Here is a 13,268-nt window from a genome sequence, read left to right as displayed (position 1 = left end):
TATAAGTTTATTTTAATTTATCTTCTCATCATAGCTACTATTTTGCTAGGTATACGCCTTCTTAACACTCCTGGCATAAGTTCCATATCACTTTTACGTATTCCACCCACAAACACTAACACTACTCCATAAACAACAACTGCAGCTATCATGGCAAAAATCAATCCTATTAAATTAGCTATATATTGTATTTTGGTAACATAAAGTAGAACAAAATTAAAGGCATAGTACACTCCATAAGAAGCTCCTCCCATGAGAATAGAAGCTATAATAGGCTTTCTCATAAATCTAAACATATGAAATTTCACTCTCATTGACCTCTTCATCAATAAATAATTCAATATTATGGTTGTACTAAATCCTACAATACTTCCAATTATAGTTCCATATATATTTATCCCCGGAATAGCAACTAACACATAGTTTGTTAGTATTTTTACTGCCACACCTATAAGCGAATATAATGTTACTAAATATAATTTACCAACACCTTGAAGTATACTTGTCTGGATCTGAAGTAAACACATAAATACTAATACTTCTGCTCCCATAAGCATAATTCTATATCCTGATACTGAACTTGGATAAATAGCTTTATATATAGGATTACTTAAAGCAGAAAGCCCAACAGCTGATGGTATTGCTATTATAAAACATAATCTAAAAGCAAAATTTATTTTTCCTACCATAGTCTTTTTGTCTTTAACTGCTACTGCTGCTGATATAGCAGGAAGAATAACAACTGCAAGCTGCGTAAGTACTGTTATTGGAACATTTATTAGCGGTTGATATTGTGCTAAATTTCCAACAAGCGCTGTAGCTTTATGTTCTAAAAATCCTGCTGCTAAAAGTCTAGATTTAGTATTTGAAGTATCAAATAATGTACCTAAATTCTGCATTCCAATACAAATGGTTATTGGAAGAGCATAATTTACAATTTTATTAAGTATTTTTCTATTTGATTTCCTCTTAACTCCCTCTGGATTCTTAATATGTGTTTCTCTCTTTCTAGCTATTTCATAGGTTATCATTAGGTATAATGCTGAGACAAAAGCTCCTAAGGTAGTTCCAACAGTAGCTCCTGCACAAGCCTGTGCAATACCATTTTTAAGTAGAAAAGCTGCAAATACCAAAGAAAATACTATATTAAAAAATTGTTCTAAAACCTGTGAAACAGCTGTAGGAGTCATATTTCCATTTCCCTGAAAATATCCCCTATATGTAGATGATACAGAAGTAAATAGAATTGCAGGGCTTAAGGCCATAACTGCCAATTTAGCCTGTGGAAAGTTCATAAAGCTTGCAATAATTCCTGAGGCAAAAAACATAATCACGGACATCACAATTCCTAAAAATATCAAAATTGCTCTGCACATTCTAAAACTCTTAACTGAATCCTTATAGTTTTTTGTTGCTACAAACTCAGAAACCAACTTAGAAATAGCTGTAGGTATACCTGCATTCGTTAGAACATACACAAAAACATATATTTGGTAAGAAACATTGTATATTCCAATTGGTTCCGCTCCTCCAAGTATCCTTGTTAAAAGAGGAACGTATACTAGTGACAAAACCTTACTTATCATTGTTCCAATAGAAAGTACTGCAAATCCTTTAACTGTAGATTGTTTCTTCATAAGACTTACTCCTTAAAATTTAAATACATCTCTCTTCACCTTTTTAAATATTGGCGGAAGTGATTCTGCAATAGTCTTATTTTCCATATAACTCAACTTCTCAGGACAATCTTTAAATATAAGCTTATAAGCATATAGGAATTGATAATTAAGTCCAAACTTGTTTTCAAAATAACTATTTATATCTTTAATTCCATACTTAGGATCTCCCAAAATAGGATTGCCTAAATGACTTAAATGCGCTCTCAATTGATGGCTTCTACCTGTTAAAAGTTCTATTTCAATAAATGAAAATGTTCCACAAGTTTCAACACACTTAATCTCCATAGATATTTGTTTTGCACCAGGCGCCGGTGTATTAATTATTTCTGACTTATTAGAAGATACATCCTTTTTTATATAAGCTTCATAAATTCCATCTTTTATTTTTCCCTTTACAAGAGCATAGTAGTACTTCTTTATTCTTCTTTCCCTTATCATTTCGTTCAAACACTTTAACGCTTCAAAGTTTTTTCCATATATGACTATTCCGGAGGTATTTCTATCCAACCTATTACATGGTGATGGTGTAAATGTAACCTCATTTTCTGGAGCATAGTCCCCTTTATCATATAAATAGGATAAAACATAATCTGTAAGGGTTGGTGAAGTTTTTTCTTTATCTGAATGAACTAAAACTCCTGGCCACTTTTCTACAAGAAGCATATTTTCATCTTCATAAGTAACCTTAAAATTATTTTCAATTCTAGTAAATTTCTTTTTCTTAGCATCAGACCTTATATATTTTATCTCAAGAACGTCCCCTTCTTCAAGGCTATACTTTTCTTTTTTGCATTTTGCACCATTAATTATAACATCACCTTTTCTAAATGCCTTGTAAATTGCACTTAAAGGAACGTCCTTAAGCCACTTTCTTATAAATTTATCTACTCTTTGTCCCGCTTCGTTTGGTCCTATAACTATTTTCATTGTTTCCTCCTATGAACTTTTATTTATTTATCAATCTTTCTAGTGTCTCTACTGCCGCCTTGCATTGAAGTGCTACTCCTATAGGAAGGCAGTCTTCATCCACATCAAAGAGACTTCCATGTGCTGGATTTACTATTCCTTTCTCTTCATTTCTAGCTCCTAAATAATAAAATACTGATGGTCTTTCCATGGAAAAATACGCAAAGCTTTCAACTCCCATACTAGGTTCATCAAGAGCTATTACATTTTCCTCTTTCAAAAGATTCTTTGCTAGACTTTTAAACATTTCAAACATATTATCATCATTATAAAGACAAGGATAGCTTTCTTCTATATCAATTGATGCTGATGTTCTCATAGCAGTGGCTGCACCTTCTACCATTTCCTTCAATCTCTTTTTAGCAAACTCCCTATCTTCTTTTTTCATTGTTCTTATTATTCCACCTATTTTAGCATCTTCTGGTATTACATTTTGTGCTGTAGTACCTCCATGAATGTATCCTATAGTTAAAACCGCTGGATTTACAGGTGAAATTTCTCTACTAACTAGAGTTTGAAGCATATTTACTATATTACACGCAGCGACAATAGGATCTACTCCTGCATTTGGATGTGCTCCATGTGCTCCTCTTCCTTTTATAGTTATTGTAAATGGGTTTGAAGCCGCATTTACAACTCCCTTCTTTATACCTATCTTTCCACATTCTATATCCTCTGAAACATGAAGTCCTATAACTGCATCAACATGTGGATTTTCAAGCACACCCTCTTCTATCATAATTTGTGCTCCACCTGTAGTTTCTTCTGCTGGTTCAAAAAAAAGTTTCACATTTCCTTGAAGTTCATCTTTCATTTTGTTTAACAGCTTTGCAGCTCCCATCAAAATAGTTGTATGCGCATCATGTCCACAAGCATGCATTCTACCATTTACCTTAGAACAATAGCTTCTATTTTCATTGTTCTCCATAAGAGGAAGGGCATCCATATCTCCTCTTAAGCCAACTGTTTTTCCTGTGTTTTTTCCTCTTATAATAGCACATATACCAGTTTTTGCAGTTTCATAGTATTCTATTCCCTCATTTTTTAAAAACTCTTTTACCTTGCTACTGGTTCTTTCAAGTTCAAAGCCAAGCTCAGGATGTTCATGAAAATCTCTTCTTATAGCTACCAATTCATCATACATTACTTTTGCTTCTTCAATATAATTCATTTTAACTTTTCCTCCTATTCCCATTTTACTTCTATAATATCCTTATCATGAAGTTCATCAAAGAAGCTCACTTTTTCACCATTTAAAGTAAGTACAAGATTTCCCTTCACCTGTGTTAAATCAAATTTAAAGTAATCAAATATATCAACGAATTTATACTTTTCTTTTCCTGACATTTTTATTGGATTGCCATTTACAACTACAACTATGGTATTTACATCATCATCTTCTTTTTCTATTTCCTTAGGATGAGACACTACTTCTTGCTCTTCTTTATCTTCTTCAGCCAAAGGAATAATCTCAACTTCTTGTTCCTCTTCCTTAGGCTTTGTGTATATTCTATCTCCTTCTTTTATGTCATAGTTTTCATCAAGCTTTATATTGTTAATATAGTACTCTTTATTTAAGTCACTATCATAATATCTTATATAGTGTATTAATTTAGAAGGATATACAGTTTCCACCTCATCTCCTTCAGAAATTTCTGTGTCTATTGTTACCTTGTTTCCATTTATTATGAATATAGGTTCTAAATTCACAACTTCATCATCGATAAAAAAACCTAAACTGTATAAATTTTTCACATAGTCCTTTATAATAGGAGAAGCATCTATACCATTCTCTGCATACTTTATTTCTATTTTATCATTTTCTTTCACTTCTGAATCTATATTTGCTATTAAACCATTTATCCTTATTTCTGCATTCTTAGCAACAGTTCCAAATGCTACTCTTTTAACGCCATTAAGAATGAACCTTACATTCTTTCCATTTTTACCTATTAAAAGCTTAGGATTTACTCCCGCCTGAACCACTACATCTTTTACTGTGTGAACACGTGCATTAAATAAACTTATTATATTATCATTTAAAATTACATCTATAAAGTCATTTCCAAACCTTCTTATTGCGACAAGTGCTATTCCTAGAACTGTAACTCCTGTACTTCCAAGTGAGTTATCTGTGCAGATACAATCAGTCACAGATTCTCTCCCCTTAATTGCCAATCGCTGAGGTTGGATTTTTAAATTTTCTGCTAAAAGATCCTTAAGCATAGGAGTATGAGCTCCCCCTCCTACTATAAATACTGCATTAGGAGACTTTTCTCCATTTAATTCTATTATTTTATTTGCTACTTCCTCTGCTAATTTCTGAACAGTAGGCTGTATTAATTTTATAACTTCTTCACTTTTTATAGTATTTTCAATTCCAAGAACATCAGTATACTTGATTTCAGTATCCACGTTGCAGCTTCTCTTTATATTCTCTGCCGTATTGAAGTCAACCAAATAATTTTGTGCTATTACCTCTGTTATTTCATCACCTGCAAACGGAACCATTCCATAAGCGCTTATCGTATCCTTTGAACTTATGGCTATATCAGAAGTTCCTGCTCCTACATCAAGAAGTGCTATATTAAGAAGCCTAAGGTTTTTAGGTACCGCTGCTTCCATTGCTGCTATTGGTTCAAGCGTTAGGCTTTTTACATTTAAATTAACCTTATTCATAACAGCATATAGACTTTCTACTATTGACCTTGGCAAAAATGTAGCTATTACATCAACTGCTATGGAATTTCCCTTATGAGAAAGCAAGTTTGAAATTGCATATCCATTTAAAAAATAATTCTTTACACTGTAGCCGACACAGTATAGTTTGCCTTCAGTCTCCTTATTCACCTCATCTTGAGCTTTCTTTACTGCAGTTAATTCAAGTCCTCTTATTACATCCTTATCAATTTCTTTATCTTCATCTATGTTTAATTCAGATCTTACAGCTGTAGTTCTTAGGAATCTACCTGCTGCAGCTATAGCTACATCCTTAAGTTCAAACCCTAGCTCTTCCTCAATCTGGCTTTTAACCTTATTTACTGCTCTAGCAACTAGGTTTATGTCATGAATTTGACCATCTACCATAGCCCTTTCCTCGTGCTCTGTATGCTTTTCAGCTATTACGCTAAACTTTTTATCCTTTATTGAGCCTACAGTTCCTATAACCGTTCTTGTTCCTATATCAAGTGAAAATATTAAATCCTCTATATTAATATTCATTAACGTCAATCCTACCCTTTATTTAAATTTTTTAAATTCTCAAATGACAAATAAAAGTAAAATATAAGGTTTTTCTTCTAAATTGAAAAAAAACCAACCATAACATGACAGTTTTAACTTATCTTCCACACTACTTTATTAAAATTATATAATAATGACCAAAATTATTCAATAAAGTTTCTAGGAAGCGTTTATTTTTTAAATATTCAATATATATTTATGTTTATGCTCTATTTTGCTTTTTTCATACATTATACATTAAAACTAATTTAAAATTTAGTATTTATTCATAATCATTATATGCCTCACATAAATTTTGTGGTGCATTTATAATTTAAATTAATTCATTATACATTAATACTATAGTTTTCTTGCGTAAGTATATATTATCATCACAAATTATTTTTTGCAATTTAAGGTCATATGTAACATATTATCATGTGGTAATTTTTATCTTGTTTTAAAATCACACACTTTTAACACATTTATATGGTAATTATTCCGTATTTAATTGTTATTATTAATAAACAAAATAAGATAATAAAAGGAGTGGTTACCATGGATATTGTAAAAAATATCTACAGTACTTTTATGGATAATAAAAAATTCAAACATCTAATAAAATTTGTTTGTGTTGGATGTTTAAATACCTTAGTAGATTTCGGAATGTTTTCTATATTCAATAGCTTACTTGGCATAAACTATATAATAAGTCAAATAATATCTTACTCAAGTGGAACCTTAAACAGCTATTTATTTAATAAATTTTGGACATTTACAGATACAAGAACAAAGAAAAAAACAATAAGTGAAATTATTCAATTTATTGTAGTTAACGCAGCTTCTCTTGGTGTAAGCTTAGTAGGTCTTAGCCTGCTAATAAATAATAGTCATTTTAACTCATTTTTTGCAAAAATAATCTCAATGGTACTTGCTCAAGTAGTTAATTTCTTAGGGTATAGGTTTTGGGTTTTTGGAAAAATAGCTAAACCACACCATAACAAAGCTGCTTAGTTCCTCTTTTATTTTGATATTGTATAGATACTCTCTAAAATTGCAGTATTTAGTGACATTCACAGAAATTATATAGCTCTTAACACCTGCATCTTATAGTAAAATGCTATTCTACAATAGTTTTACACTATCATATATACCATTAAAAGCAGCTGACAAATTAAAAATCCACTGATGCTTTTAATGTCTATACAGACTCTTCAAAAATAAATTTAAGAAATATGCAGCAACTACAATCCAAAAAATTATTATAAGAACACCAAAAAACCAACTTTTGGGTTTTCCTTCTTTAAAAACCTCTTCTGCTTCTTTACTGCATTCATAAAAAACTTCTTTAGGTATTAATCTAATAGCCAAAGATATTCCTATAGGAACTATAATTAAATCATCTAAATATCCTATAAAAGGTATGAAGTCTGGAATTAAATCAATAGGACTTAAAACATATCCTACAACAACTATTGCGATAAGTTTAGCGTACCATGGCACATCTTTTCTTCTATAAGCAAGATATAGAATTTCCAGTTTCCTTTTTAATCCTGTCTTTTTTTTTAACTTTCTAACCTTTTTATTTGTCCTCATTAGAAATTTTATCACTTTGCTTTCCTCTCTTTTTTTAATCTATTCAACACAGATATCTTTAGTTATCAAAGCATAAAATAATCATAATTTATTTCTGTACAATTTTTATGTATTTTATTTAAATATATTTCATTATTTGACATTTTTATAATTTCAATGTACAATTACATTAAAATATAAAAATAAACACATTATTTAATTGGGGGTAATTTTATGAAAAAGAGAAAAACATTCCTATCACTTTTAATTGCAGCAGTTGCTACCTTTGGTATATACTCTGCAACAGCAATTAAAGCTAGTGCACAATATGAATTTGATGTTATTTCCGATACTCACATAGGTTCAGACGATCAAGGTGGATGGCATGCCACTAAAAATCTCAAAACAACCTTAGAGTGTATAGCAAAATATAACTCAAATGACCAATGCGTAGTATTTAATGGCGATAATGTTGATACAGCTTACCAGGATACTTATGATCAATTGTACAATAATATATCTCAAATTAAGGGCGATTTATCTAACAACGGATATAAAATTCCATACATGTATTTTAACATTGGTAATCATGAATATTCTTTTGGAGGCACTAGCACAGGAAATTATCAAACTTGTCTTAATAATTTCAATTACAACACAAATAGAATCCGCTCACTTATAGGTTCCAGACCAGGTGTAACAGATTCTGCTCGTAATAACTCATACGATTTACAATACATAAATAATAAAAACGATAGACTCGCTTTTTTAGGCACTGACGAAATACCTTCTAATCCATGTGACGCTTATCTTAATCCTAGCCAAATAGACTGGTTAAGTAGCACTATTAGAACAAATAGAAATGAATGGAGTAATTCAAGAGGCAAAAAACCTATGTTTGTTTTCTTACATCAACCTCTACAGTACACTGTATATGGATCAGATCCTACCAATCCAAATTTTTCAGGTTGGGGAACTCTTTTAAATACTGACACTTTAGAGCAATATGCATTAAACGGGCATCCTGAAGTTATAATGTTTACAGGACATACTCACAGAGAATTTAGTAATGCATACTATGGTGACAGCGATAATTTCTGTTCCCTAGGCAGTTCTTCTGCTAGTATCTTTGGTGTTCCTTCTCTTGGAAATACTGACAATGACCCTGAAGGATATCACGTAACTGTATACAGTGATGGTGTAGTTGTTCAAGGCGTTAAGTACAGAAGTGATGGACCTCAACAAGTAAATACACGTACAATAAACTTTTAATAAAGAATGGAGAGAATACTTTAAGTTCTCTCCATCTTTTTAATTCTTTCTTAAATAATTCACCAAACACTAGACATCAACATAATATAGATATGTATATATATTTCAAAGGAGAAGTATAATGCCTACATTTCCTACTCTACGCTTGTATTACGAGGGTCCTTCTGTTAGGATACTTCAAATGAACTTATATGGTTTAAATTATAGGTACAATGGCCTTAAGGTTACTGGTGTGTTTGACTCACTAACTTACGAAGTAGTAAGAGATTTTCAAGTTGAACATAAACTGGTTCCAGATGGCATTGTAGGACCAATTACTTGGAGTGTCCTACTAAGTCAGGTTACTTCCATACAAAACAAACTCAATTCTGTATATTTTACAGTTGGAACTCCAAATGGAATATTTGGACCAGTAACTATTGACGCTGTTACTAGATTCCAAAGTGTTAATGGACTAGTTAAAAATGGTGTTGTAGATCCAAGAACACGGCAGCAATTATTTAATCCTAATCCTGTTATTAATTACAGTAATAGACCTAGCTCCATAAGCTTAAGTTCTTTAAATCCATACGTAGCCTTATTAGCCCAACGTTTTCTTAATTTATGTACTGCTAATGGATTAAATGTTAGGGTAATTCAAGCCTTTAGAAGTTGGTATGAGCAGGATCAATTATATACTCAGGGTAGAACTATGCCTGGTAATATAGTTACTGATGCTCAAGGAGGGGATTCCTATCACAACTGGGGTTTGGCCTTTGACTGTGCACCTGTTGAGAACGGCCAAGTTTCTTGGAATGATATAACTTCCTTTAATGAAATGGGACGACTTGGACAACAGGTAGGCTTGGAATGGGGTGGTAACTGGACTAGTTATGCAATAACCCTTGTGGATGCTCCTCATTTTCAGTACACCTTTGGACTAAGCACAGAACAGCTCTTAAATGGTGCTCGACCTGTATAAAATCTTATTGAGAAAAGAAACCTCCATATTTTATATCTAATATGGAAGTTTCTTTTCTTATATACAAGTAAAATTTCTAATCTGTACTAGATTTAAACCGAATTGTACCCATCTTCCCCTATCATATCTCCATCCAGAAATTGATCTAGTACCTACATACGCAATATAAGACCAAAAAGCTTCTCCATTTTTTAGCCACAAATATGTGTATTTATTATTGCACGGAGATATACTGCTAGAGGCAATAGCATTATAAGTAGTTGTTGGAAATCTAGGTATATAATCTGGCGGCGGGCTTTGTGGGTGGCTTTGATATTGAGCTGGATATTCCTCTACCTTCTGCCTATATCCACCTTGTGAGTAAATATACTTATCATTAAAATATGGGCAGTAAAATTGGCTAGTTCTTATACTGTGGTCTCTATAACCATTCATTTACTAATCTCCTGAAGTTTTTATTGATTCTTTTATTATAATATTCAATTTAACAATATGTGGTGCTAAATATATTTTAATGTTCATCTCAAAGTCTTACATTTTAAATATATAACTTCTGTCCAAGAGATGCAGTCCATTCCTACACCAAACATCGAATTTTAGGGAAAGAGAATCAACATTTGTTTAATTATATACATATATTGAAATTATTGTTATACTAAAAGATGTATTAACTCAAGCTTATTACTTAATTAAAGAAGTTCAAATATATTAAATTATTGTCAAGGAGAAAAGAAAGATGAATATTATTAAAGGACAGACAGAAGACCTATCAGGCGTAATTGATATAATCTCTAACTGTATAAGATATATGAAAAGTCAAGGCATATACCAATGGGATGAATTTTATCCTTCTTCAGATATTATTGAAAATGATATTAAACGTAAGGACTGCTACGTTTTAAAGGATAATGAAAGATGTGTAGCCTACGTTGCAATAAATGAACAGCAACCGCCTGAATACAGTCAAATAGACTGGCTTACTCATGAAAAAAAGATATTAGTTATTCATAGGTTATGTGTTCAGCCCGAATTTCAAGGAAGAGGTATTGCAAAAAAAATATTAAAGTTCATTGAAGATTTAGCTACTAAAAATAACTATTCCAGCATTAGATTAGACGCTTATAGTGGAAATAATAAAGCACTTAAGCTATATTCTAATCTTGATTATAAGAAAGTTGGCCAATTTTATCTTCCAGTGAGAGACCTTCCTTTCTATTGCTATGAGAAGAATATCTAAACTTTTAATTATTATTATAAATACATTTTTTAATTCCATGCCTTTTAATAATTTTACCAATATACAAATTTTAATTGCTATGTCTAAAAATCAAATGCACATCTATATTCATCTTTAAACAGAAGATTTGTATATCCAACGTATCTGCCATTTTGTCTTTCGTAAACTTTAAATTTACCATATGGTGTCTTTAGTGTTTCGAAAACATCAACCTCCCCAACACGTATCTCTGCTTCCACACTAGTAGATGTGATACTTTGTAAATTATGTTGTAATAAGTGCTATTAAAAGCTATAATCTAATAAAGAATAGTAAAATATAGCAAAATAATTGGAGGTTAACAATATGGAAGTAAAATTTTATAAAGGTGTTGAGGATAGTCTGCTAAAATTTGCTGTTATTGTTGCGAGGCACAATGGCAAGTGGGTTTTTTGTAAACATAGAGAACGTAGTACATATGAAGTTCCAGGTGGCCGTAGGGAAGAAAATGAACTAATTCTTGATACTGCAAAAAGAGAATTATTTGAAGAAACAGGAGCATGCGAGTATGCGATAAAACCAATTTGTGTATACTCAGTTATTGGAAAAACTAGAGTTAATAATAGTGGTCAAGAAAGCTATGGAATGTTATATTATTCAGATATTAAAACATTTGGAAAACTACCAAAATCAGAAATAGAAAAAGTATGTTTATTTGAAAACCTGCCTACAAAATGGACATATCCACTTATTCAACCCAAATTAATTGATAAAGTTAAAAATTATATATTATGTAGTATTTCATAGCCTCCACTCTATTCAATCTTTCAGAAAAAATATAAAAAATTTTGTTTTTCCATTTATACCTGAATATTTACTTCTAATCATTGTCTTTATTCATTTTTTCTATCATTTTATCCAATACACTTATATCAAATTCAGCAGACAGGTGATTTAATTTAAGCCAATATGCATTACCCTCAGCATATGATTGAACAGCATCCTTTATAATATTTTTTCTCAATTCTTTCACTATAACAAATGGACATCCAGCTTCAATAAAATCTTTTTTTGAATTGTTCATCTGAGTTATTAAATTTTGTTCAGTTGCTACAACTATTGTATAACTGTAGCCATCTTCTAACTCCACAAAAACATCAATATTATCATCTTTAATATCTTTTAATGTTTCTAATGGTGTTGCAAAACTAATTTTCTTAACTATCATATTACCTCTCCTATTATTTATATTTTTATTTGTTATACATCTTTGTAAGTATACTAATTACCTTTTGCTCATTTGCCTTACTTGCCTTAGCTAGTATCTCTATCTTACCATCAACAATTCTATAAAAAATTCTTGCACCATTTCTGCCTCTTAAATACGAAACATCTTTAAATAAATTTTTACTCCCTAATCCGGGATTTTTGTTTCCTTGTGCTAATTCCTGAATCAGATGATCTGATTCCTGTTGAATTCTTTCATTTGATCCCATTTTTTCAGCTTTCTTAGTTAGCGCAGGATTATCAGCTATTCTTGATACTACTTGGTCCGAATCTTCTCCTATATGAGCATAATTAAAAACACTTTGAGCATCACTTCCAAATTTACCAGATGAATTAGCAAATATGTATCCTCCTGCTACCATAGCTGCGGTACCTATCGCTTCTGCTGGTACAGTAACTGTTCCAAGTGTTGGAACTGCAAGCACATAACCTGCACCATCTACTGCTCCACCACCACCCATAAGAGCTCCACCTACTACCATACTTCCTGCATCCCCAGCAGTTTCTCCTGCCTTTATAGCTGTTAATGCTTTATAATCCTTGTCAGTTTCATACTTATATTCGTAATTATGTTTTATTGTCTCCTCTAAGGCTTTGTTTCCCGCAGAATTATCCACTACAGCACCTGACAAGCCATACATAAATAACAATGGATGTGTTACTACACTTCCTCCTATGTACTTAAAATCAGCTAAGCTTTTATTTAGTCTATCAATTGCCTTAGAAACAAAGTTCTCTGTTTCCTTAAACGCTTCCCCTAACTCTCCTTGAGTCTCATGTATAATTTTTTTACTTTCCTTTGAAGCAAAGTTTAAGAAGCCTTCTGCCTTATGTTTCCATTCATCAAATAAGCCTTCTTTACTATCTTTTATTTTAGCACTTTTTTCATTAGTTTTTCTTAAATCACTTGTACTATTTCCTCTATATAAAATTCCATAAGACACTTTCATTGTATTCGAACTATTCTTATCTGCATTTATTAATGCTGTTTTGGCTCCATTTAATTGAATAGAAAGTTTATATATTTCTTCTGTTACTTCTTTACCCTATTTTAAGACATCATCTATATTCCTTGGTATTTCTATTGATT

General features: G+C 31.4%; 14 protein-coding genes. 5 read left to right on the top strand and 9 right to left on the bottom strand.

The window, feature by feature from the left end:
* Positions 1-17: 17 nt before the first annotated feature.
* The 4 genes from CA_RS05405 to CA_RS05390 are packed head-to-tail and all read right to left on the bottom strand — an operon-like array spanning position 18 to position 5,867.
* A complete protein-coding gene (locus CA_RS05405; RefSeq protein ID WP_010964334.1) occupies positions 18-1,637 on the bottom strand; it encodes a putative polysaccharide biosynthesis protein in 1,620 nt (539 codons plus the stop codon).
* 12 nt (positions 1,638-1,649) lie between these two features.
* Positions 1,650-2,606 carry an RluA family pseudouridine synthase gene (locus tag CA_RS05400; protein ID WP_010964333.1) on the bottom strand — a complete coding sequence of 319 codons (957 nt, stop codon included), beginning with the start codon at positions 2,604-2,606 and terminating at the stop codon, positions 1,650-1,652.
* A gap of 19 nt (positions 2,607-2,625) precedes the next feature.
* Positions 2,626-3,816: a M20 metallopeptidase family protein gene (locus tag CA_RS05395; protein ID WP_010964332.1), complete on the bottom strand. Its 1,191-nt coding sequence runs from the start codon at positions 3,814-3,816 to the stop codon at positions 2,626-2,628.
* 14 nt (positions 3,817-3,830) lie between these two features.
* On the bottom strand, positions 3,831-5,867 hold the full coding sequence (locus CA_RS05390) for a cell division protein FtsA (RefSeq protein ID WP_010964331.1): 2,037 nt from the start codon (positions 5,865-5,867) through the stop codon (positions 3,831-3,833).
* A gap of 558 nt (positions 5,868-6,425) precedes the next feature.
* Here CA_RS05390 and CA_RS05385 point away from each other — a divergent pair.
* Positions 6,426-6,881, top strand: a complete 456-nt coding sequence (locus tag CA_RS05385; protein WP_010964330.1) for a GtrA family protein — start codon at positions 6,426-6,428, stop codon at positions 6,879-6,881.
* Between the two features lie 180 nt (positions 6,882-7,061).
* Here CA_RS05385 and CA_RS20455 read toward each other — a convergent pair whose 3' ends face one another.
* Entirely contained in the window at positions 7,062-7,478 is a 417-nt protein-coding gene (locus tag CA_RS20455) for a YkvA family protein (RefSeq protein WP_010964329.1), read from the bottom strand.
* A 198-nt stretch (positions 7,479-7,676) separates the two neighbouring features.
* Here CA_RS20455 and CA_RS05375 point away from each other — a divergent pair, with 198 nt between their 5' ends.
* Both CA_RS05375 and CA_RS05370 read left to right on the top strand, forming a co-directional pair.
* Positions 7,677-8,714: a metallophosphoesterase family protein gene (locus CA_RS05375; protein WP_010964328.1), complete on the top strand. Its 1,038-nt coding sequence runs from the start codon at positions 7,677-7,679 to the stop codon at positions 8,712-8,714.
* Positions 8,715-8,835: 121 nt separating this feature from the next.
* Positions 8,836-9,675, top strand: a complete 840-nt coding sequence (locus tag CA_RS05370; protein ID WP_010964327.1) for a peptidoglycan-binding protein — start codon at positions 8,836-8,838, stop codon at positions 9,673-9,675.
* A gap of 57 nt (positions 9,676-9,732) precedes the next feature.
* Here the strand turns inward: CA_RS05370 and CA_RS05365 are convergent, their stop codons facing one another.
* Positions 9,733-10,110 carry a hypothetical protein gene (locus CA_RS05365; RefSeq protein ID WP_010964326.1) on the bottom strand — a complete coding sequence of 126 codons (378 nt, stop codon included), beginning with the start codon at positions 10,108-10,110 and terminating at the stop codon, positions 9,733-9,735.
* A 301-nt stretch (positions 10,111-10,411) separates the two neighbouring features.
* Between CA_RS05365 and CA_RS05360 the strand changes: the two genes are divergently transcribed.
* Positions 10,412-10,912: a GNAT family N-acetyltransferase gene (locus CA_RS05360; RefSeq protein WP_014518886.1), complete on the top strand. Its 501-nt coding sequence runs from the start codon at positions 10,412-10,414 to the stop codon at positions 10,910-10,912.
* 83 nt (positions 10,913-10,995) lie between these two features.
* On the opposite strand, the gene CA_RS05355 is transcribed toward CA_RS05360, so the two are convergent.
* A complete protein-coding gene (locus CA_RS05355; RefSeq protein ID WP_013913535.1) occupies positions 10,996-11,151 on the bottom strand; it encodes a hypothetical protein in 156 nt (51 codons plus the stop codon).
* Positions 11,152-11,257: 106 nt separating this feature from the next.
* On the opposite strand from CA_RS05355, the gene CA_RS05350 reads away from it, so the two are divergent.
* Positions 11,258-11,698 (top strand): NUDIX hydrolase, encoded by a 441-nt coding sequence (locus CA_RS05350; RefSeq protein ID WP_010964324.1) that lies wholly within the window; start codon positions 11,258-11,260, stop codon positions 11,696-11,698.
* A 73-nt stretch (positions 11,699-11,771) separates the two neighbouring features.
* Here CA_RS05350 and CA_RS05345 read toward each other — a convergent pair whose 3' ends face one another.
* Positions 11,772-12,119 carry a hypothetical protein gene (locus CA_RS05345; protein ID WP_010964323.1) on the bottom strand — a complete coding sequence of 116 codons (348 nt, stop codon included), beginning with the start codon at positions 12,117-12,119 and terminating at the stop codon, positions 11,772-11,774.
* Positions 12,120-12,144: 25 nt separating this feature from the next.
* Entirely contained in the window at positions 12,145-13,128 is a 984-nt protein-coding gene (locus tag CA_RS05340; protein WP_010964322.1) for a hypothetical protein, read from the bottom strand.
* Between the last annotated feature and the right edge of the window lie 140 nt (positions 13,129-13,268).

Source organism: Clostridium acetobutylicum ATCC 824, assembly GCF_000008765.1.
Taxonomy (GTDB): Bacteria; Bacillota; Clostridia; order Clostridiales; family Clostridiaceae; genus Clostridium_S; species Clostridium_S acetobutylicum.
The sequence above is the reverse complement of the archived record's forward strand: the minus strand, read 5'-3'. Positions and strand labels throughout refer to the sequence as shown.

Excerpts from the sequence above, each read along its gene's own strand:
- CA_RS05405 (WP_010964334.1), bottom strand. The coding sequence starts at position 1,637 with ATGAAGAAACAATCTACAGTTAAAGGATTTGCAGTACTTTCTATTGGA.
- CA_RS05400 (WP_010964333.1), bottom strand. The coding sequence starts at position 2,606 with ATGAAAATAGTTATAGGACCAAACGAAGCGGGACAAAGAGTAGATAAA.
- CA_RS05395 (WP_010964332.1), bottom strand. The coding sequence starts at position 3,816 with ATGAATTATATTGAAGAAGCAAAAGTAATGTATGATGAATTGGTAGCT.
- CA_RS05390 (WP_010964331.1), bottom strand. The coding sequence starts at position 5,867 with ATGAATATTAATATAGAGGATTTAATATTTTCACTTGATATAGGAACA.
- CA_RS05385 (WP_010964330.1), top strand. The coding sequence starts at position 6,426 with ATGGATATTGTAAAAAATATCTACAGTACTTTTATGGATAATAAAAAA.
- CA_RS05375 (WP_010964328.1), top strand. The coding sequence starts at position 7,677 with ATGAAAAAGAGAAAAACATTCCTATCACTTTTAATTGCAGCAGTTGCT.
- CA_RS05370 (WP_010964327.1), top strand. The coding sequence starts at position 8,836 with ATGCCTACATTTCCTACTCTACGCTTGTATTACGAGGGTCCTTCTGTT.
- CA_RS05365 (WP_010964326.1), bottom strand. The coding sequence starts at position 10,110 with ATGAATGGTTATAGAGACCACAGTATAAGAACTAGCCAATTTTACTGC.
- CA_RS05360 (WP_014518886.1), top strand. The coding sequence starts at position 10,412 with ATGAATATTATTAAAGGACAGACAGAAGACCTATCAGGCGTAATTGAT.
- CA_RS05350 (WP_010964324.1), top strand. The coding sequence starts at position 11,258 with ATGGAAGTAAAATTTTATAAAGGTGTTGAGGATAGTCTGCTAAAATTT.
- CA_RS05345 (WP_010964323.1), bottom strand. The coding sequence starts at position 12,119 with ATGATAGTTAAGAAAATTAGTTTTGCAACACCATTAGAAACATTAAAA.
- CA_RS05340 (WP_010964322.1), bottom strand. The coding sequence starts at position 13,128 with ATGAAAGTGTCTTATGGAATTTTATATAGAGGAAATAGTACAAGTGAT.